Here is a 22,354-nt window from a genome sequence, read left to right on the forward strand (position 1 = left end):
CCCAAACGTTTTTGATCTATAAACTGCATATGTTTCTTCAGATCTGGTAAGTCAAGATACCTCGGTGAACGCTTACCATTCGATAAACGTGTAACGTTCATCTTGGGCCTAGCACCACCCGATCCTCCAGTATTCATCAAGTGCTCGAGCAAAGCAGACTCGGTGCCTTCAAACTCTTCAATCGCAGCTCGGCCAAGGGTAATGATATCAATTGACTCCTTAGGCTCATCAAGTAAATCTAATTCAGGCTCATAACTCAACGCCCCCATACATCTGTCACCTAGGTAAGCCAAACGCTCTAGGGCGGTAACTTCCTTTGGGTTATGATCGTTCTGTCTAAATACACGATCCATGAGATAAAGACCCCAACCATCAGGGAGACTATCTCCAAAAACCCCATGAATGCCGTAATGCGGTTCTCTAGGCGCAACTTGCAGGCTTGTATCAGCCTTTAAATTGAACGGAGCCAGAGAGGTTGAGTGAGCGCCTAAATAAGCCTCATCAAATTGAAAGAAGCTTTGCTTACTATTTTCAACGAGCTTGCCGACAAGTACCTTTTCACCTGTGCTAAGCGTTCGTTTTACGGTTAGGGCTGATTTAAGCACGTCGAAGCACATCCTCTATTGATTTAAATTCAGGCTCAGACGACTTTGTCAGCTCTTTCACTTTTTTCAAGTCACCGACTGTCTCATACAGCATGAGGAACTGACGCAATGAGATGTTGCCAGATGACTCAAACTTTCGGATCGTTGCGTAAGGCACGCCAGAGAGATCGGCCATCTTCTGAACACTGAGTTTATCTTTTTTCCGAGCGGACTTGATAAACTCTTTGAGATCCATTTGCAAATCATAAGCGGTATAAAGAGATAACATACATGCCTCGTAAGTTGCTACCATGATATCGATTATAGCACCAATTATGGTTTTATTGCTATTATTGTAGCAAATATAAGGTAATAATAATCATTGCTTCATTAAAACGAATGACGTAAAAAACCATCACCGTGACGGTGATGTTATTATTACTATAATGACAAATTAACGAGTTTTATGGTATAATTTGCTATCATAATAGCAGATTAAAAAAGCAAGGCTGACATCCTTCATGTATACGCGCTAGGAATGTAACCTTAAGTTAAGTTGAAATGCCGCCTTATAAATTAATCTTTTAACTCACTGTTTTTAATAATAAAATCTACATCTCCCTACGTTTTTTGTAATGAGTTAGGCTTAAGGCATTGATTTTATTGGCAGTAAAAAAGGGGAACCGGCTGAATCAGATCCCCCGTAACTTATCAGCCTACTAAGAGCAGAGTTACACTTTTGGGGATTCATAACATCACAATGTCGGTGAAATCGTCAATCGTAATGCCTTTGTGATCTTATGTTCATCGCGAGAGTACAGCGAAAAAGTTCGCAAGCACATAGGTGTTGATTACGCTTGATACTCTTTCATTGTTTCAACTAAGTTATCCAATGAAAATCCACGATATTCAACGTCATAACCTTTTAGATTTAACTTTTTCAAAAGGCAGTGGGACTTCTCTACTAATTTGACCTCACTGTAACGTTTTTGCTGTCTCTTTACTTCGGCAATGAGTATTTTCTTATCTAAGTCATTAATAGCCACTATATCGATCTCATTGTGACCTTTTGCATCCCAGTATCCACCAATCTTTCCGAATTGCTTTGATTCAACCAATATCGCGACGAACAGGCTCTCTAATTCCAGACCAGAGTAAACGGTGAAATCTCGTTCAATATATCTTCGGATGTATTCGTAGTTCTCCATCTCAACAGCACTTTTGTTGGCATGGATGAATCGAAACCAGAAGTTTAGAAACGGATCGGAAATGGAGTAACGAATATCTCGTGAGTTCTCTTTAGAGCTAATCGGGCGCTTTTTGGTAATAACATCAAAAACTTCATCAAGCTTTTCCAGATGAACACCGACACTCATATCTAAGAAGTTTTCAATTCGAGCACGGCTTGTATTGCCTTTTGATATCGCACCAAGAATATCGAAGTACACTCGATGTTCTGAGCCAAAATCTTCAACGAGTCGATGAGTTCCTTCTTTTATTAGTGGTGAAAATTCGGAGATTACCCCCTCAAATAGGTCATCGTTCTCAGCAGAGAATCGGGTTAACCACTCAAGGTATTTTGGTATCCCGCCAGATAGGCACCACCATCGAAGCATGTTTTCAGCATCAAATTGATCGTGATCTTTCATTACCTCGGCAAGATAAGAGGGCTGCAAAGGTTGAATTTTAAAGAATCTATCATCACGATTGAATAGAGGTTCGTCTTTGCCTTTGAAAATCTTCGTCATCATGCTGTAGAGGGAGCCACAGCACACTAGGTGCATCATCGAGTCTCTCTTGTTTGCATCCCATAAATTTTGAATATCGGAGAATAGAGCAGGGTTGACGATGTCGATATCTTGAAACTCGTCAATGATGATTGTCAGAGGTTTTTGCTTTGTATAATCCAACAAGAACTCAATGATATCTCGCAGTGATTGGGGCTGGAAAAACTTAACACCGAGCTCACTATTGATGATTTCTGCGAACTCAGCCACTAAGGAGCGTTCACTCTTTCGACTTATGAAAAGGTAAAGGAATTTGGTATTTTCTTGGTGAAAAGCTTCGTTTAAAAGACGGGTTTTACCTACGCGTCTTCTCCCAACCATTACGCTAAGTTGCCCCTTTGTTTCTACTATCTGCTCAGAAACAGTTTGTAGAGCTTTTAATTCCTTCTGACGGTTATAAAATTTTTTCATTGCTTTCTACTTTTGCTTTCACGTATTAGCAATAGAATAGAGCATGAGGTATTTAGTGTAAATTGGGTTACTGTAAAAAAAGTTACAGTAAATTCTTTTACAGTAACCAAAAGGCCATGAAGCGGTCTTCAGGCATTAAGGATTGTTGATTTTACTAGCTGTCAATCTGGAATGTTGATTCCGCTAGCTTTGAATCCGATGTTCTACTGCTTGAATCGCCACCGACTCACACGGCAAAAGTAGAACTACATCCTTATTAAATAATAACCATATCCAATCATTAGAAAAAATAGCCAATTAATGGCAAGAGAAGTGTGTACTGCATAAATATTAGGCCAACAACTTTTGAGGCAAATCCGAGCTAGCAGACTCTAATGAACACGCCGACGGACAGAAAAAAGCCCCGCATTAGCGAGGCTCGATGATGTTTATTTGTAGTACTGGTGACGCCTTTTTGAATTATGCTTCCAGCACTTCGCAACGTCATATACGCATGCTGGATAATCATCCCAAGGGTCGGCTAGTGCTTTTCCTCTAGCTGCTCTCAGTTTTATTGGGTACTCTCGACACTCGATTTCATGGAGGAAAAAGTAACTCTTTTCCTGCTTGGTTGAAAAGTGCTTATGAGTCCCACTACGTACACGAGGATACACATCCCACAAATAATGCCCATACTCCTTGTCTCGGCTTCGGTACTGTTGCTTCAGTTTTTTCATTTACCCTCCAGGTTTACGTTACCTAGAAGGGAGCCTTTGCAAAGTAGTTCATCTTAAAACCTATCAACTTCGTCTGTTGTGACCGATTTCCGTTAACCTTTTCTTGCTTAAAGCATACACAGCGATACGATATTTGGATTACTTCTATACCCGTTCAACTTGAAGATGCAGGTTTCAACAACTGAAAATTATCCGTAATTCCGGACGTCAGTGAAACTGTGTCATAGCCCGCTTAAGTGGTGAGCGACGCTACCACAAACCCTAATTTTTGCACCGTAAACACAAAAGCCAAATCAAGCCAAAACCGCCGAGCGTTGCGAATCCGTCTTAAAGCATTTGATGTGTTAAGCGACATATGTAACTGAATTTTCTTCACACCAATCTTTCAGAGCTTGTTTTGTGGCTAAGCTTTGAAACTGATACCACTGCTCTGTTGCGCCAATTTGTTCTAAACGATGCTTAAATTTAGCAAAAGCACCTTTTCGGCTGAAGTAATCAGATATCAAATCGTATTCACTTGGCAACTCTCGGGAAACAAATTCTAGAACGGTTCTTCGACCTACACCTAAATCACACTTACTCGGAATACAAAGGTAATGATCTGAGTCCTCGATATCGTCAGGTACAACCTCATCTACGCCATCACCAATGTAGTGAATTTGCCCAGACTGCGTATTCAAATACGCCTCAGCACCAAAACTCAAATCCCCAGAAACAAACTCCATTGCCATTTCCAAGTCATTAAGATCTACCGGCATATTGACCTCCATTTCTTCCTGACACATAGACGCGTTAAGTGATGAGATGGTCTCCCCCTACCACTTCACATGGTCATAAGCCATGCTTGGAGTGTTCAGGTCCTGCAGCAAAAGGAGAAGACCATGACTCATGCATAAAATCATCGGCATCGACTTAGCAAAAAAATATTTTCTTCCTTGTTGAAATAAACCATAAAGACAAGAGTCACAACGGTTACGATGCCCACACCCATATAGGCAATGCTCACAAGATGTCGTTCACACCATTCAACGTAGGCAGGCCCCTATTTCCACTATTACTCATACCACTTCCCCTCCTCGCTGACTCTCATCACGTGCAACGGCGACCGATCTCAGCTCCCAAATGGTGGCCTCCTGGTGATCTCTCGATGATTCTAAAGTCCCCACCAAAGAAAAGCGCCAGGCCCACCTTTTTTGCCACAACCTCTCAATATTGAAGCCACTTTTGCTCAGATATGAGATCAATCGCACATTGTCCGTGCTATTATTCCCCGTTCCTCCCTTGACGAAAAACCCACCAATACGCCTATAATAAAACCCAATATATTGGGCGCGAAACACAAATGACACACCATATATAGAATTAAACAGTCCTCTAAACATACCAGTGGCCAAAAGCACCGCGTGACGATGTGAGACGCTTTCTTCTCCTTTTGGACTCTGGAGGCAACAGGCTTGGTATTGGACAACCAGAGGCAATCGATCGATGAGAGACTCAGAGCAACGAAGAAAAGCGGAGCGAAAACGAAACGCAGGAGGGGTCGCCCCGAATGCGAAACGTCACGCCTTAAAGCTGCTGGCCGCCATTATACGTCTCAAACAGCGATTCTCCGTTCAGATTGCCCCCCACCTTGATGCCAACCTGACCAATACCGAGAAAATCTCTCCGCTGGACAGAGCGCTGCTGCTCTTTCTCTACCTGTGGCTGATCAATCGCTTGCCTCATTGCCACTCGATTGAAGATATCCCCGATCTTCGCTTAGTCAGTGGCCGTGACGATTGCGACGCGTATCGCCTGCGAAAGATACGAAAAACCGCGCCCAGCTGGGTAGAATACGCGATGCCCCATCGCACACCGCAAGGCACCGAATGGCGCTGGCAGCCCATCCCAAACGGTCTCAATCACTGGTTCGTGGGTGCCCTCGCCCACACCAAGGCGAACAGCCAGGCGTGGCACATGAGTGAGGATGAAAAACGCGCGTTCTTGAGATTTCTTCAGACAAAATGGCGCACGCCCGTTGCCTTAAAGGGGTACGACATGATGCGGCGCGATCATTTTTATCATTATATTGACTCAATGCTGCATCGCGATCCGCACGTGTCTGTGTGCACCAAATACAGCGCACTTCAGGACAAGTCGCCGCATCATAATAGCGCGCCCGCTTATCAGAGCAGTAATACCAACGCCGTTCGGTATGAGCTTTTTCATGCCCAAGGTCGCTATCTTTCTCGGCTGCACCAAGCCATGCCGAGTGACTTACTGGCGCTGTTTTGCGCGCCCGAGCCCGTCACCGGCAACGATGCGCCGCTGTTCAAAGCCCAGTCATCGGTTCCGGCCTATTTGGCCACGCCCGGAGAGATTGTTGCCTTTCGCTACGCGATCACTGATTCGACGCGCGAGTATCTTCCGATACCGGCTCAGCCGATTGGATCGACTCGACAGCTTTTGGTTAATGACGTTCGCCAATTTTTCGCCCGACTTGCCAACAAAGGCCGAGCACTGGAGAAAAAAAGACACACCACCGCCTCACTGCGTGAGCTTCACAACTTCCGCGCTTATGAACTGGCGCTGCTACTGATCGCGCTCACGGGGACTCGGCCCACCCACGCGATTTCGCTTGAGAAAGCGCTGTGTTTTGATCGGCGTTCAGCGCTGGTGTTCGATAAAGGCATTTATCGAACCTTGTATTTATGCCCCGCCTTTGAACGTACCCTCCGTCGCTATCTCAGCCTGCAGCGCCAGCTGGCCGACATGACAGGGGTTGCGTTAGAGAGTCCCTACCTTTGGTTTACCGTGACCGAGGCGATGAGTATTGCGCACCTCAATGCCCAATCACTTCGCCAGTTTATGAGTTCAACGTGGCAGAGCGTGAACCCGAGCGAGCGTGTCGATCCTTATCAGCTTCGCCATTTTTTTGCCCAGCATGCACTGAACTCGCTTGATCCTGTGTTAACCGCCGGAGACATCGATAGGCTCATGGGGCATGCAAATTTCGGCGAGCAGCTCGGCAGCGATGTGCTGTTTCCCGCCAAGCAGCGCAAGCTGCATCGCTTTCTCGATAAGCTACCCGATTTTTTGCACCTATCTGAGCCGATGGAGGAGTACGATGTCACACACCACGCTGCGCGCTGACGCGATTGCCGAGTTCCATGATAATTTGGGGCTGCCATGCGCCGCAAAAGCGGATCTTTGCTGGGTATGTGAACAGATTGAAGCGTTTGAATTACCCACGCGTGCGCTCAGCGTGCCGCAGCTTAACGCTCTCAATACTCGTATCCGTCAATTTGTCACCGGTCGTCAGCGCCACCTCAAGGCAGCGCTCGATCAAACCCTGCATTATCTCAAAGAGCGTTGTGAGTGGGAGCTACCGGCCGAACAAACGCCCATCTTTAAGGATACCCAGCAGCAATGGCTGCTCTCCATTCTCAAACAAAGCGCGGCCGCCAGTTCGCTCCTGCACGCCTATCACGCGCAGCGAGCCCCTTTTGTGCGTGAGCGCTGGGAGGAAATGGGCTGGCTTTTGCTGGTGCTTAACATTGAGGTGGCGCCACTGCCCCTACGATATTGGCAGCGCATCTTAACCTCTCCCGAGTCCATTGAATGGTTTGAAGGTCGCATGACACTCACCGTGGAACACACGCAAGCACTGGCCAACTTTACCAGCAAAGAGCAACCGAGCTTTACGCGCTATCCACTGAGCCTCTTTGCCTACAAAGTCTTACAATCCTTTTATCTTCACCCTCCCGTGAAACACCTTACGACGACAAGACTCACGCGTGCGCTCAATGCCTGGTGCGAAGGCGTGCCCTATTGCATGCCGCCAAGATCAGACCAAGACTGGCATAAACTCTTTCAGGCCATCTGGTATCACCATCACGCCCTTCCCGTGCCTCTTTTGCGTGATTTTAGCGATCCTGAGCGTCACGTCGCGACACTTGAGTGTGCGCATCAAAGGCAGGCACGTGCGTCCACAAAGGCCTCTACGCCGTCCCCGAGCGCGCGGGTTCCCCTCCTATCAACACCTTCAGAGGGCAAAGCCAGCTCCCCCGCTTCCGCTTCCCGTTCATGGCCACACAAAACGCTTATTCGTGGCTTAAAGCCGCAAAGCAAGAAAAACCGATTGCCGCCCACACTGGGCAGTGACAATGTCCTGCCATGGTTTTTTTATCATTTTGCGGACTCATTGCATCGTGAAGGCGGCGTCATCAAAAAGACGCTTGGAGCCGACACCATCGACCGTTATACCAACTTTTATTCGCAGCTTTCGCCTTTGTCACTCAAAGACGCCAGCGATCCTGAAGCACTGCCTCGCTGGGCTCGTGATCAGTTTGAACGGATAACGGACAAGACGACCCCTTGGCATCTCTTCAATTTTTTACGTTTCATGACACACATTGAGCTCACTGATCACCTTGATCTGTCGCAGTTTGAGCGCCCGACACTGCCAAGCCAAGTCGACCCTTTTCGCCTCAGTGCCCAAGAGGTGCACGACGTGGCTATGGCGCTGCTCCGTGACGATCAAAGCGGCGCTCTTGATGGCCTGTTTTCCGCCACTGCCGTTTTACTGGGTTACTATGCGATGCTGCGACGGGGAGAAATGCTGAGACTTCGCCTTGGTGACATCAGCTATCATGAGCATGACAAACAGCGCTTTGAGCTCATCATCACTCGCACCAAGGAAGGGGCACCCAAAGGCAATAAAACGCGCATCACGCACGCCTACCTACCTGAGGTCTGTGCCAAACTGATACGCGCCGTCATTAAGCTCAAAGCACAGTGCCCTCCCGACACGCCGCTGCTCGGTTATGTGGGGGAAAGCTTCGCGCAGCGAGATCACTATTACCTTTACCCTGTCAGCCAGCGGCTTAAAGCGCACTTTGGCCCACAGATCCGTTTTCATCATTTAAGGCACAGCGGCGCCGAGCTTCTCTACCTGCAAGGGCTGCATCTTGCCTACCAACGAAGCGGTGAGCACCTTCAAGGCATTCTTGAATCCACCACGCTGAGCCTGCTCACCCCACAGGCATGCCAGGCCCGCTTCGATTTTTGGCTAGAGGGACGCGCCTTTGATGACGTCAATGATGGCATTTTACTGGACGTTATTGGCGATGAAATCGGTCATACTTACTACAGCACGACTCGAAAGCACTACCTGCATGATATGGTCAAGGTGGGGCTGCTCATCTATCCCTACAGGCGAGTGTATCACCGTGATGAACTTCGCTATCTGCTCGGCATGTCACCGGGTTCTAACGATATCTCACGCGTATTGAATGCGCTCGAGCCCAATTACGCGCTGATGACCAATGAGCAAAAAAAACGGTGTTCGCTCTCGCTGCGTGACGCGCAGCTCATTACGCTGGTTTGTGACTCGACGACGCGCCAGGCCAAAGCCCTTAGCCAGGACATCACCACTTATCGCAGCGCGGCGTTACCTAAGCCACCGTGCTGGGATGAGAATACGCTGATCAAAGCGTGGCTCAGCACACTTGATGCGCAATCCCACGCCCTTGCCCCGTTTTCACCCTTCACCAAGCGCTCGCTCTCGTTACGTCCAGGACAACCGGTCGCGTTCCTCACGCTCAGTGAACAATGGCTCGCGATGGCGCGAGGTGACGTGTTTCGATTTGACCGCAAAGCCAGAACGCAGCTTCGTGCTCTGGGCCGCGCCACGGTAGGCGCGACAAAAGCGCAAGATGGTCAAGCGTATTTGACGCTGTCCTTTGACTGTCGCTGCAATGACAAAACGCGCAAGGCCTACCTGGCCTTGTTCCATCACGGCCCACTTCAGCGCTGCAACGCCGAACTCACGCTGTATCAAAATCGCAAACAAAAAGCACGCAGCCCGAAGCTAGACAAGCTCAACGCTGAGTTTGCGCGCCCACACGATCGCGTCAAACGCCTCATCGTGCCGGCCGGCGATACTCGTCTGGTTATTACGGCTCACACACGTGTGCCAGCGCAGGACTTACAAGACTCACTGCAAACCTATTTCGATCACCTCACGCATAACAAACAAAAGGATGCCGTCTATGCCTAGCTTATCTATCGACCCAAAGCACCATGATAATCTCCAGCATCTCCTTGCTCCCATAGCCAAAAGCGACTCTACGGCTCTGCTCACGTTTATTATTGATAAAACTCATGCCTATGTGATCGGTGGCCTTCTCGAAGCGCTTCAATACATCACGCTGCCGATAGAGCGCGACTGGAAACTCAAACCTGGCCAATGGAGCCTCAATGCCAGCAGCTTTAAAGAATACTGGGCATTGCAAAGTCCGCTACGAGCGCAAAAGCAGACCATTACGATACAGTTAAACTACGATCAATATCGCACCCTGCCCCAAATAGACACCCTGACCGAACGAAAATCGCGGCTGTATATTCAGTCGATTGACGCGTTAGACACGCACCTTGCCTTTTTTGCGCGTCATCACGATACCTTTTTTAAGCCAATTCAAGAGTCCAGCGGTCATCGTCAGCCAACCCGTGAGATATTAAACACGCTCGATGTCGCTGACACTTATCGACCATTTGATGCGTATGAGCTAGAAAAGGGAAAATCCAGCATTCGTATTGAACGCGGTGGCAACATCCACTCGTATGCGCTGCCCGAGGAATTTGTGCCAAATTGTAACTTACTGCTCAACAAAGAAAGCGTGGATACGCTAAGACACCTGTGCGAAACCACGGACTCTGACGAGATCCAGATCTATACCGATGACGAGCGTGCCCTTTTCTCCGATGGTCAGCGCTGCTTCAGCAGTTCACTTAAGTCGTTACGCGAGTATCAAAAAAAGCAAGAAGTCGCGTATCACACCGAGTTTCGTCTCGTGGTCGACATCCACCGGTTTAAAGAAGAAATCGATAGCTACCGCGCCATGGCTTTAGTGAAACAAGCCAATGAAGCGCTGCTTCTGGTGAGTCGAGATCGTGTGATGCTCGCCGGCCTGACGCTGGAGACCGGCGAAAATGCCTTTCTCAATGTCAAAGACATCAAACACAAACACGACATGGTGCATCGCATCAATTTAAGTGAGCTGGCGAAAGTGCGGATAACGGACATCACGTCGGCTGAGCAGATCAAACTTGCGCTACTCAAAAATGCGAGCGAAGGCGTGTATAAGCTTGGCTTTTATAATGATGTGAAAGGCGAGCACCCTTACGCGTATGTCGACGATGTCGCCCCTGCGCCCGATAAGCTCTCACTGGCCCTAGACGCCAAAAACAAACTCGAGGCGCAGCTCGAAGGCAAAGTGGATGATGAAACGGCTCAGATTGACATGGTTGGCTATGACGACATTTAACATTTGCCGCAAAAAGCACTGGACAAATAACCAGCACCTGATATGGTAATTGATGAGATTTTCACCAATAGTGGCTAAAAACGCACTACTCGAAAATCAGATAAGCAGTTGGGATAGGAAGGCGGCAACCTCCCTACCCCGTACCGGCTGCGACGACGTTTAAACCAGACCCAGCCGATGGCACGATTCTAACGAATTCCATCGGTCAGGGACAGATCTATTTATGGATCCCACACTGATGGAGGCCACCATGGCGCACATTCGTATTCGCCCCAACGGGCGTATTCAATTCGATCTTCATTTGTATGGTCGCCGCTTTCGTGAAGGCACGAAGCTAATGGCGACCCCGAAAAACCACAGTCAAGCCAAAGCCCTTCTCAAGCAGATGAATGCTGAGATTGACCTCAACACCTTCCAGTACCGCGACTATTTCCCGCACAGCAAAAAAGTGCCCCTCTTTGAAACGCTGCAACGAGAAAAACACCCTGACCGTCTCTATCCGTTTTTCGATGATTTTGCCAATCAATGGTTTGACCGCCAAAAAGGCAAATGGAAAAGCAGCTATCAACAAACGGTGCGCAACACCCTCGACCGTTATCTGATTCCCGCCTTTGGTAACACGCTCATAAATGAAGTGACGTTAGCCAATGTGGAATTCTTTCGTGAAACTCTCATCAACCAACGGGACGACAAGGGCAATCGCAAGCTCTCAAATAAACGTATCAACGGCATCTTCTGGCCGCTGGTCTCCATTTTAGGCCTCGCCGCCGATGAGCATCAATTTACCTACCCGCTTCGCCGCTATAAAACGCTCAAAGAAGAAAAAGCCGATTCTCACCCGATGACCCTACAGGAGGTTCAGCATTTTCTGGTGACGGTGCCTGCCGAATGGCGCGACTATTTTATTGTCCGTTTCTGGACCGGGATCCGCAGCTGTGAAATTCATGGCCTGCACTGGGAGCACATCGACTTTGACCACCGACTCATTCGTGTTCGTCAGAATCTGGTCAATGGCGAACTGGGCGAAGTCAAAACCCCGAAATCACGCCGAGAACTTAAAATGTGTGACACCCTATTGGAGGTATTCACCCGTCTAAAAGCCCAAAAAACGGATGACTCCCCCTTTGTGTTCACACACCAAGGAAAACCGCTCGACACCCACTTCGTGAGCAAAAGCCTTTGGTACCCGACCCTCGACAAAGCCGGGCTTAGACGCCGACGTCCCTATGAAACCAGACATACCGCCGCCGTGCTTCATATCGCCGCACACGAAAACCCGCTTTATATCTCTCACATGCTTGGCCACAGCGATACCCGCTTATTATTCAAAGTGTATGCGCCCTATGTCGCCAATGCGTCAAGAAGCGATGGCAGTGCGTTTAATGAATTGATGAAGAAGGAGGGGTTTCTATGAATGATGGCCTCTCATTTGAAGCGCAATGGGATAAGCTCCATAGCTTGCTTGATTTTCAACACGCTCACGACAACACGCTGACCGTCATGGCATTAGGTGGGTTATCTCAGGATGTGCAGCGGATTTGGTGGCAGTCCGAAGCGCCTTTTGATTTGCACCCTTCGGCGCTTTTACAAGACAGCCTGTCGCTTTATGCTCAGCGCTGCTGGCAACAATACCGAAACGATACAGCTCTATTTCACGCGCTCAATGACCACGTGACTGCGTGTTTTAGCTCTCAGAGCCATTACTATTTTGATCTTGAGTTACACCACCGCTATCCCGATTTGCCGTTGATTAAGTTTTGGCTCGCGTCGGCGTCATGTTGCTGCCGAGAATATCCGGTCAATCAGGGAGACTTGTGGCTACAACACCTTCGCTTGACTCAGGCCATGTGCCTCGCGATGGAGCAGCAGTCATACTGCCCTGATCGACTCGTCGGGTACGGTGAGCAATTGGTCATCATCATGGATGTTGAAACTCGGTGGATTGTGATTTGCAGTGACAAAGCATTCTTTCCGTTCAAGGCATTGGGGTGTCAATTTTGGCATTGTTGGTACCCCTCATAAAACTGAGGTGGCATTGCTATAATCTGATGCGGTGCTCAATTTCATCGTGTAAATCGACAACGGTTATGGCGTCCAATTTCATCATGAAATCGACGCCTGGTCGTGATGTTGAATTTCACCGTGAAATCGACAGGTGTCGGAAGACAATATAGTAGGTGTTATTATGGGCAGTCTTAATTGCCTATATTTACCTTTTGCTCCATCTTTTCCCGCCCCCATCATTTTCTCGATGCCCCTAACGCAGGGAAATCCTTGTCGCTAATAGTTGGATTCGTAATACACATAGAATCAATTACACTTCTTTTAAAATCAATGAGATATGATACTTTCGATGTTTCGAAATACACATAGGATCGATTGCTTTTGGCGATGAAGTAGCCAATTTAGTCATACTCTGTTAGCAACACCAAGAGCAATGACAATAACTTTCGGGATACACATAGAATTAATTGCACTTCTTTTAAAATCAATGAGATATGATACTGTCGATGTTTCGGAATACACATAGGATCGATTGCTTTTGGCGATGGAATAGCCAATTCAGTCATACTCTGTTACCAACACCAAGAGCAATGACGATAACTTTCGGAATACACATAGAATTAATTGCACTTCTTTTAAAATCAATGAGATATGAAACTGTCGATGTTTCGGAATACACATAGGATCGATTGCTTTTGACGATGGAGTAGCCAATTCAGTCATACTCTGTTAGCAATACCAAGAGCAATGACGATAACTTTCGGAATACACATAGAATTAATTTCACTTCTTTTAAAATCAATGAGATACAATACTGTCGATGTTTCGTGTAGCACATTTGATCAAGGCAATTCCATCAGGATCGGCAGATTGGTTGGTGCTCAATTTCGTCACGATATCAAGCGCTGCAGAAATGATCTATTGGGGGAGAAAACGACAACCTCAGGAAAGTGTCTCAATATCGTCTCACTGCTGAGACGGACGCTAAGCTAATGCCCTGTAAAACAAAGGCAAAAAAGGATCACCAACGATCATTACCAAGGGTTTTGACGATTGGGGTTTCAATTTAGCATGGCGGTATCCCTCAAAAACAGAGGTAACTTTGCGAAAAGAAGCGCAGCGAGCTCCGATAGCCAACAAAAAGAAAGGATAGAGGAAGGAGATAAGAAGAGAGAGCACCAACCGTTAAGTCGGTGCTCTGAATAAAATCAGGCGACTTCAGTGTCAAGCACCTTTTGCTCAGTTTTCTGAGACGTCATTGCCGAAGGCTGCTTGTAAATGTTTTCATAGCAATAATTGGTGGCTTCAATATAGCCTTCCACACTACCGCAATCGAAACGTTGACCTTTAAATTTATACGCCAACACACAGCCAGATTTAGCCTGTTTCAGCACCGCATCCGTAATTTGGATTTCACCGCCCTTGCCAGGTTCGGTTTGTTCAATCAGATCAAAAATATCTGGCGTTAAAATATAACGACCGATGATCGCCAAATTACTCGGCGCCGTCCCGGCTTCCGGTTTTTCGACCATGTCATCCACACGGAATAAATCGTCTTTGATCATTTCACCAGAAATCACACCGTATTTATGGGTTTCTGATTCAGGTACTTCCTGCACAGCAATGATTGAGCAGCGGAACTGATTATACAACGCCTTCATTTGGGCCAAAACACCTCGGCCTGGATCAACACAGAGGTCATCAGCCAATACTACGGCGAATGGATTATCACCGATTAATGGGCGGCCCGTTAAAATCGCGTGCCCTAATCCTTTCATTTCACTTTGACGAATATAGGTAAAGCTTGCAGTATCAATCAGTGAGCGAATATCCGTTAACAGGGATTCTTTGCTGGTACCGCTAATTTGATGCTCGAGTTCATAGTTCTTATCGAAGTGATCCATTAATGCGTGCTTACCGCGACCAGTAACCACGCACATATCGGTCATACCCGCTTGAATCGCTTCTTCCACGCCGTATTCAATCAGCGGCTTGTTCACCACAGGCATCATTTCCTTGGGCATGGATTTCGTCGCAGGAAGAAAGCGAGTTCCGTATCCTGCTGCTGGGAATAGACATTTTTTAATCATAATTTTTTCTAGCCAATTGTTTGTTTTTTGTATTAGTCGTTGCCAAATAAATCGCGAGTATAAACCTTCTCTGCGACATCGCTTATTTCATCCACCATACGGTTAGATACAATCACATCACGAGCCGACTTAAATTACCCCAGATCGGTAAGAACCAGCGAGTTGAAAAACGTTCTCTCTTTCAGTAATGGTTCTTAAACCACCACTTCAATACCTTTCGCTTTCAAACGCTTCATCACCCCTTGAATCGAAGATGCACGGAAATTATCAGACCCGAATTTCATTACAAGCCAATAAATACCGACACGTTTAGAGTTACGTGTTGTTATAAAACCCGCGATGGAACCAATAATGTTATTTTTTACTAGCGAGTAATTACCGGGAATCTGATTGGTGTCTTTTGGTAAAAAAGTAGATGCATTAGTATAAGGTGATTACCACCAATATTGCATTAATACCTACGTGATTATCATTTAAGTAAAGTTAGTGTCGTCAATGGTTATTTTAAAAAGTTAAGCCTATCTTAAATGTTTATAAGCAAATTTTTTCAAGTGAACAGGAGACAACCTCAATGCAATCAAACACAATATGTATAGGTAATTACGGAAGCTATGGTAGTTCATTCGGTTAATAGCATAGAAGCGTGATTTCACCTCGTTTATTACTTTCTTCAAACCTCTACGACTATGAAAATCATCGTCCACTCTAAAATATAACAAGGGGTCTTCGATATTAGAAAAAACATACCCTTTAGACATCAAATCAACCCATAAATAATAATCCTGAGTATTTTTCAAATGAGATGGATAACGATTTTCAACAGATTCAAAAATGCGACGAGTAAACACAACAGTTGGATGACAGAGAGGGCAATTAGTAACTAGATTTTTCTTTAAAAGTGAATGTTCCGATTCCATACGTTTAGTAAATAATTTGACATCGTTTTTATCTATCTCAACTATACTACTTCCTACAATATCAACATAATCATTGTTAGACAAAAACGAGCATTGTCTAAACAATCGATTGGGAAAAGAAATATCATCCGCATCCATTCTTGCGAAGAATTCATACTCCCCTTCCATTGAAATTTCAATTAATTGATTTAGGCGAGTAGCAAGGCCTTTATTTTTTGAACCTTTATATAGATATATATCATTACGTGCATATAAGTCATCAAGATAAACAGAAACTTGATTTGATACATCACCATCCAAATAAATATATAAAGATACATTACAATCTTCCTGAAGAAGAATACTTTCGACTGCACGCTTTACATATAAAAACTTATCTTTACTATAAACTGACATTAAAACAGCAACAGAATACATTAAACAATCCTATAATACTTATATTGCAACATACATATGAAAATCAAAGAAAAAGGGACAAACACATATACAGAAAAACTTAAATAACAAATAAAAACAGGAGCAAGCATCACCAAAGATAATTTATCTCTTAAAATAACCAAGAAATAAAAACCAAACACAAAAATTGATGATAACACCCCACCTTCAATTACTAGTTTCGCAGGCAAAGTATGAATATAAGTTGGGGTATACTCATTTCCAAAGCCATAACCAATACCAAAAAAGTAATCATAAATAGAAACATTTTCAAAAGTAAGAAATTGAAACATATATTCAAATTCCGCAACCTTGTGCTTGCCGCTACTATCTCCAGTAACAAGATTAATGGAAGTTATAATTATACTAAAAAAAACAAATGGCAAAAGTAGGCGGAAAATATACCTAAATGATGGATAAGTAAAATACAGTAAAAAAACATACCCTATTATACCGGACGCTATTGCAGCTCGAGATAGAGTACCGATCACTAGTATTATTGATAATACTCTAAATATTTGTATATATTTAAAACTGAAATGTTTTCGATAATGCATAAACACGAATTCATTAAAAAAAACAATATATAAAACTAGAACTCCTACCGCGTTCGAATCTTTAAACATAAAAGAGCTAGCTTTATACGCGTAAAATACCAGACCATCACTAGCCTCAAGCATGTCTTTCATATCCGAAGGGTGACTTAGTCGATAAAAAAGCTCAGAAAAAAGAAGAATAAAATAAAATAAATTTCCAACACGAATAACTTTTAAATATTGTTTCAAGCCAAGCCTAAATATGACTTGCGCTGCAAAAACATAAGATAATATTGATATTATATAGTTAACATTTATAGGATCACTTAATTCATTAGAGCGAAAAAACTGTCCCAAAATGAAAGGTAAAAAAGAAAAAAACAATAAAGACGATTCTCTTATAAATATAAACTCAAACCTTTTCAAGACTAAATAGAATGAAAAAAATACAGCTAGTAAAGATAATATATATACAGGAGAAAAACCAAATAAAGTAGTATAAAATCCACATGAAATAAAAAATAAAAGTGATATAAGATAATCATCTATGGTTAACAATCTAATCATAATTTATCCGTGCAAAATCTGTTTAATAATCTAGACCACTTTTCTTTAACTAATTTCATATCTGTTTCTGATGAATATTGTATGCAATGTTTGCTATAACCTGCGTAAGTGTTCTCACTGGCAGTAACTTCCAGAATTGCCTCAGAAAAAGCTTTATAGTCTGCATATGGTACTGATTTTCCGCACTTATTATCTTTTAGTATCCAATCTAGAGCATCAAACGTATTGAAAGCAACAATGGGCACCCCTTGACTCCTAGACTCGATTAGCGTTTGTCCAAATCCTTCGTAATGAGAAGTCAACAAAAATACTCCATATTCTTTTAGAGTTTCCTTAATATCAGATGCTATTCCACAAAATCTTATTCTGGGATGGCCGCTAATATTAGCTAATAAGCGTTCTACTTCTAAGTCACTTCCAACACCATATATATCCAAGGAATAATCGTGGGGAAGTAAAGAAAATGCCTTAATCATACCTATAAAGTTTTTTTGCTCCTCGCTTATTCGTGCTATTGTTACTAATTTCTTATTAATTTTCTTTTCACTTTCAATAGGATCTATCTTACAGCCCCGTGGGATAACATATATATTATTGATATTTAAGTCATTGTATTTTTCAATCAACTTTTGTTTGTCCAGGTTTGTGTAAACACAAATAGAATCAATTCTGGACTTGTGTATTCTCATTGCTAACTTTGCTAATGTATTGAAAATTTTACTAATACTATTTGTCTGAACCAAAACAATATGATTATTCTTTATAAATTTCGCGGGAATAAACAATAACACCCCAGGAACAAAGACAAATAATATATTCCCTTTAGAATTTTTAAACAAAGAGAAGTATTTATAAATAGATAATCGTTCTAGTAATTTTGTAAATCGGGTTCTTGTCCGGAAAGCTTTCTGTAAAATTGTTATATTATACTTATGATGTTTCTTAGGAGCCCCCCCCTCTACTTCATACTGACACACTTCCTCTACCTCGAACCCTTTGCTCAAACTTAAGGTATGTAATTGTCTAATTAGCTCTTCTACACCACCAATTACATTTGAGGTTCTCAGGTTATAAGTAAGAACCTTAGGTTTTTTATTCATAATCATTATTTAAACCCAATAATAAAGAAACAGAACGAACAATATAAATTATGAAAGCACATTTACCTAAGTTTAATTTCTTTTGAAGTAATCACTGGTAAAAATAGAATGTGCAGGCTTATTTTGGTTTATAGAATCTCTTAACTCCGTAGAATACTCTATTCCTAGAAATGTTAATTCTGTTGGATAAGATATAGTTTCACATACGGATGAGTATATAGTTACTATTTTTTTAAATCTTACACCGTTAAGTTCGTATAGTTCAAACGGCGCGACATTACTTAATACTTTAACACCTAGCGAGCCATAAACTGTTGAGTCCTCACGAGGGTGGGGCTTTATTACGACCTCTTCATTATTCCGTTTTAGTTGAGATACTATATCTTTATATATACTCAACTTCTTATCCATTGATATTATTCCATCTTCTGATAAAGGTTGCGTGACTAACACAGTACAATTATTTATAGTATCATCGAAAAATTCTTGCTGATTAAATATAGAATTAATCATCATTCTGCTATTTAAATCTATACTTCCAAATTTTTCCTTCAAATTAATATTATACACTCTGCTCCTTATGGATTTAGGAGCATGATCGGGATTAAAAAGAAAAATTTTATCAATATCTGTATAGTAACCATAAGTAGCTTCTCTATAGAATAAAAGCTTTCTAAAATAAGAAATAATACCTAGTTTAGGTTTTTTAGGTTCAAGATAATTGACAGTTCCATGTTCGAATAACCAGAATTGGATAGAAAACAATTTCAAGAGATTAAATTCAACGTCTGCATCAGAAAAAATCACCGCTATTTTATATGCTCGTGTCAAATGTAACCTTAATAAAAAGGCGGACTTCCTCAAGTAAGTGCGAACCTTGTTATAGCCATAATTCATTCTATTTTTTGATTTTTTAATACTTTCATCAAAAAAATACACCCGTTCCATACCCTTCTGACTGAGCATTAAAGAACTAACTACACTCTTAGGTAGAAGACGATCGTTAATAAATACTAATAAATCTGAGTTATCATTCAGATAGTATTCAGTTAAACTTATTAATAAATCTCTTGAATGCCTGCAAACGATTAACTTTTTACAACTTGGTTTCATCTAATTCTCTTAAACTTATTATGACTATAAACAATACTATTTTCCGGAATATCGATTGTAACTACAACATTAGCGCCTACGATAGAGTTTCTACCTATTGTCACATTGCCTAATATTTTGGATCCAGCACCTAAAACTACATTTTCTTCAATAACCTGAGTAGATATGACCCCAGACTTAGTTTTTTGATCAATATCCTTAGCACCAATAGTTACTAATTGGTGAATAATAACATCTTTTTTGACAATTGCTTGTCCACCAATAACTACCCCAATTGGATGTTTAAATACTACTGAGGAATCAATTTTAGCTCCTAAACAAAACTCTACAGCATAATTCCTCATACATCTTTTAGACATATAATAAGCTAATCTATAAAAACCTTTTGAACAGAAGAATTCGATAATAGAATAATATATTTTTACTATTTCATGTGGTGGCTTGAAAATTATTAATGAGATAGCACTTTTAAATTTTAACATATAAACCTGTCTGTATTGGCAAAGAGATAATATTAGAATAATGCATTGATAGATAAAGAACGATAACGGAAATTTTTTAAAAAGATAAGAGTTATTTCTGTTTCACTTTTATGATTACTTTTTATAATTGATTTGAAGTATTTATTCTGTCATAAGAATAAACTCTATGTGTCGAGCCATTGCAAAATTATTATTAACTTGTTTTCACTGGTTTTTCACTGGTTTTAACAACTAGCCTCATTCGGGTATGACATGGACACATACTCCTACCCACAATCCTAATGGAAGATTAAGTTAGCTTTTTGACTGAAACCAATCTAAATTAGCTTAATCAAAGCATTCAATATCTTCGCTTCCTTCAAAACCTTAAATAATTAACCAAAATTTGATACACATAACGTCAAACGTAAAAGTACATATAAACTTATTATATATTAGCTAGTAGTGGAGGACTTAAACCATCTCACTCCATAGCTGTATGATGGTTCTATTATTGAAACTCTAAAGGTTTTATCAAACATAAATGCAACAGTAATACTGAACGTTGCTAGCAGCATATTTCGCATAGCATTAAGACACCAATGAAGCCAATCAAGGCTAGGTAAATTATATTCGAATGAAGAATCTAATAGAGAGAATATTAACAAAGACAGTATTGAAAGTAATATATACCAGCTAATCAATCCTATATACTTAGTCCACGAAATACAAAAACACCTTTCAAAAACTAAACAAGGTTTGAGTATTAGAACAATTATAATATTTGAAACTAAGGTACCAATAATTACACCATTCAATCCCATTATATTAACCAATAATAATGATAAAATTAAATTTACAAAGCACTCTAAAATGGGAACATATATATCGTCAAAAAAACCATAATTAGATTTGAATGATTCTGTTATTCCTCTAGTTAATTTAAAGAATAAATTCATCACTATTAAGGCTACAGTAAACTTTGACAACTCAAATTCCGGCCCCATCCATATATTCATAAATGGAGTGAATGAATTATAAGTAGTAATAGAAAGAGCCAATCCTATACAAAATAAAACCAAGTTATAGCACTTCCATCTCAAGAAAATCTTTCTGTTATTACCTTTATTTTTGGCGATAAACTTTCCAATTCTTGGAGATAGCACTGGAATAACGATACCCACCAACATCGCTACCATATTAATAACCATAATATGACTAGAGTATATTGCAACAACAGATAAAGAAGTAAAAATTGAGAGTAAAATAAGGTCTGTATTATAAACAGCTAAGGCTGCAATTTTATGCCAAAATATATTCTTCATATCACGATAAATACTTAACTGCCTCTCTTTAACATTTGTCACTTGCTTATAATTTATTATAAACCTAGACCGGAATATGAAGTAGATCACTGTATTTTCTAACAAATAGAATATTACAAATGCTACAAAAGATTTATAGTATATTATTGCCACTAGTCTTAAAATGTTAAAAAATAATACACATACTCCTTGAACCAATCGAACATAGCCATATTCTTGATTAGCAGTATATAGTATAACAAACTTTGCGTATGAGTAAGATAAAGCAACATTTACGACATAGAGTATCCATATTACATAAACTTCTCCTTCCACAATTACCTGCCCAAGTAGAAGAGGAAGGACAAATACTACAGCTGTGCCAACAATTAGTACAAAGATTGCCACTTTCTTATAAAAAAAGGAAACTGTTGATAATATTCGGCTTATTGCTGCATCATCATTTTCTTCAATAGGCCGATATAGAGCGTAGGTAGAAGCTGTAGCAACACCCAATTCCGCCAAGTTCAAATAGGCAACTAACTGCGTGAACAGCTTCATTATACCAAGATTATCCATACCTAAATGAACAACAAAGCTCTTATTTATTACAAACGCAAAGCTGGCTGTTGCAATAGTAAAGAATGCATTTATATAGATCTGCTTACTTAACCGCAAATTTCAACCTCATATAGATAGATTTTTACCTGGAGAAGGGTTTCCCAATATCTTGCTCTTCACCACAAAAAGGTAATCTGCCTCTTTATACGCTATCTTATCTGGCAGACAATAATATTAATGGCAACTAAAAAACCTTTATATCAACCAATTAAAAATAAATTAAGAATTACTATTATTTAATTATTTTTACAATAACTTTGGCTTATAAAGTAATAGCCTATTTTTCGTCGAAAAGGTGTTAGCTATGATAGTTAAACTCCCTGCCCCAGGGAAAATTCATGAACATTCCCGTCCTACAAGGGCTGTCAAAACCTTATAAAGGTACTCCGGTTCCATCGCAC

Annotated in this window: 17 protein-coding genes and 1 pseudogene; 5 read left to right on the top strand and 13 right to left on the bottom strand. The window is 42.0% G+C overall.

Annotation, left to right across the window (positions count from 1 at the left end; genetic code table 11):
* The 5 genes from R8N28_RS22575 to R8N28_RS22595 all read right to left on the bottom strand — a co-directional run.
* Nucleotides 1-605 (bottom strand): HipA N-terminal domain-containing protein (locus R8N28_RS22575; protein WP_318183441.1); only part of this gene is annotated, 605 nt, incomplete at its 3' end.
* Nucleotides 598-873 carry a helix-turn-helix domain-containing protein gene (locus tag R8N28_RS22580; RefSeq protein WP_065274105.1) on the bottom strand — a complete coding sequence of 92 codons (276 nt, stop codon included), beginning with the start codon at nt 871-873 and terminating at the stop codon, nt 598-600. The genes R8N28_RS22580 and R8N28_RS22575, both read right to left, overlap by 8 nt.
* Nucleotides 874-1,435: 562 nt before the next feature.
* Nucleotides 1,436-2,782, bottom strand: a complete 1,347-nt coding sequence (locus R8N28_RS22585) for an ATP-binding protein (protein ID WP_203346707.1) — start codon at nt 2,780-2,782, stop codon at nt 1,436-1,438.
* A gap of 428 nt (nt 2,783-3,210) precedes the next feature.
* Nucleotides 3,211-3,498, bottom strand: a complete 288-nt coding sequence (locus R8N28_RS22590; protein WP_203346708.1) for a hypothetical protein — start codon at nt 3,496-3,498, stop codon at nt 3,211-3,213.
* 344 nt (nt 3,499-3,842) lie between these two features.
* On the bottom strand, nt 3,843-4,256 hold the full coding sequence (locus R8N28_RS22595) for a UPF0158 family protein (RefSeq protein ID WP_318183442.1): 414 nt from the start codon (nt 4,254-4,256) through the stop codon (nt 3,843-3,845).
* A gap of 727 nt (nt 4,257-4,983) precedes the next feature.
* Between R8N28_RS22595 and R8N28_RS22600 the strand changes: the two genes are divergently transcribed.
* The 5 genes from R8N28_RS22600 (at nt 4,984) to R8N28_RS22620 (ending at nt 12,827) form a co-directional block, all read left to right on the top strand.
* Nucleotides 4,984-6,630 carry a site-specific integrase gene (locus R8N28_RS22600; protein WP_318183443.1) on the top strand — a complete coding sequence of 549 codons (1,647 nt, stop codon included), beginning with the start codon at nt 4,984-4,986 and terminating at the stop codon, nt 6,628-6,630.
* Nucleotides 6,605-9,538 (top strand): site-specific integrase, encoded by a 2,934-nt coding sequence (locus R8N28_RS22605; RefSeq protein ID WP_318183444.1) that lies wholly within the window; start codon nt 6,605-6,607, stop codon nt 9,536-9,538. The genes R8N28_RS22600 and R8N28_RS22605 overlap by 26 nt, the downstream gene beginning before the upstream one ends.
* On the top strand, nt 9,531-10,805 hold the full coding sequence (locus tag R8N28_RS22610) for a hypothetical protein (RefSeq protein WP_318183445.1): 1,275 nt from the start codon (nt 9,531-9,533) through the stop codon (nt 10,803-10,805). The genes R8N28_RS22605 and R8N28_RS22610 overlap by 8 nt, the downstream gene beginning before the upstream one ends.
* A gap of 250 nt (nt 10,806-11,055) precedes the next feature.
* Nucleotides 11,056-12,219, top strand: coding sequence for a tyrosine-type recombinase/integrase (locus R8N28_RS22615; protein WP_318183446.1), 1,164 nt, complete (start codon nt 11,056-11,058; stop codon nt 12,217-12,219).
* A complete protein-coding gene (locus R8N28_RS22620; protein ID WP_318183447.1) occupies nt 12,216-12,827 on the top strand; it encodes a hypothetical protein in 612 nt (203 codons plus the stop codon). Before R8N28_RS22615 ends, R8N28_RS22620 begins: the two co-directional genes overlap by 4 nt.
* Nucleotides 12,828-14,017: 1,190 nt before the next feature.
* On the opposite strand, the gene galU is transcribed toward R8N28_RS22620, so the two are convergent.
* From galU to R8N28_RS22660, 8 genes and pseudogenes are all read right to left on the bottom strand, one after another.
* Complete coding sequence (gene galU, locus R8N28_RS22625; protein WP_318183448.1) at nt 14,018-14,899, bottom strand: UTP--glucose-1-phosphate uridylyltransferase GalU; 882 nt, start codon at nt 14,897-14,899, stop codon at nt 14,018-14,020.
* Between the two features lie 32 nt (nt 14,900-14,931).
* Nucleotides 14,932-15,306, bottom strand: a pseudogene (locus tag R8N28_RS22630) (UDP-glucose 6-dehydrogenase); the annotation flags it as partial.
* 111 nt (nt 15,307-15,417) lie between these two features.
* Nucleotides 15,418-16,233 (bottom strand): glycosyltransferase, encoded by an 816-nt coding sequence (locus R8N28_RS22635; RefSeq protein ID WP_318183449.1) that lies wholly within the window; start codon nt 16,231-16,233, stop codon nt 15,418-15,420.
* On the bottom strand, nt 16,233-17,354 hold the full coding sequence (locus R8N28_RS22640; RefSeq protein WP_318183450.1) for a hypothetical protein: 1,122 nt from the start codon (nt 17,352-17,354) through the stop codon (nt 16,233-16,235). The genes R8N28_RS22635 and R8N28_RS22640 overlap by 1 nt, the downstream gene beginning before the upstream one ends.
* The gene (locus tag R8N28_RS22645; RefSeq protein ID WP_318183451.1) at nt 17,351-18,460 is read right to left on the bottom strand and encodes a glycosyltransferase; all 1,110 of its coding nucleotides are present in this window, start codon (nt 18,458-18,460) and stop codon (nt 17,351-17,353) included. The genes R8N28_RS22640 and R8N28_RS22645 overlap by 4 nt, the downstream gene beginning before the upstream one ends.
* 66 nt (nt 18,461-18,526) lie before the next feature.
* Nucleotides 18,527-19,567 carry a glycosyltransferase family 52 gene (locus tag R8N28_RS22650; protein WP_118117548.1) on the bottom strand — a complete coding sequence of 347 codons (1,041 nt, stop codon included), beginning with the start codon at nt 19,565-19,567 and terminating at the stop codon, nt 18,527-18,529.
* Entirely contained in the window at nt 19,564-20,049 is a 486-nt protein-coding gene (locus R8N28_RS22655; RefSeq protein WP_118117546.1) for a serine O-acetyltransferase, read from the bottom strand. The genes R8N28_RS22650 and R8N28_RS22655 overlap by 4 nt, the downstream gene beginning before the upstream one ends.
* 434 nt (nt 20,050-20,483) lie before the next feature.
* Entirely contained in the window at nt 20,484-22,010 is a 1,527-nt protein-coding gene (locus R8N28_RS22660) for a hypothetical protein (protein ID WP_318183452.1), read from the bottom strand.
* Nucleotides 22,011-22,354: the final 344 nt, after the last annotated feature.

Source organism: Vibrio sp. Vb1554, from assembly GCF_033344235.1.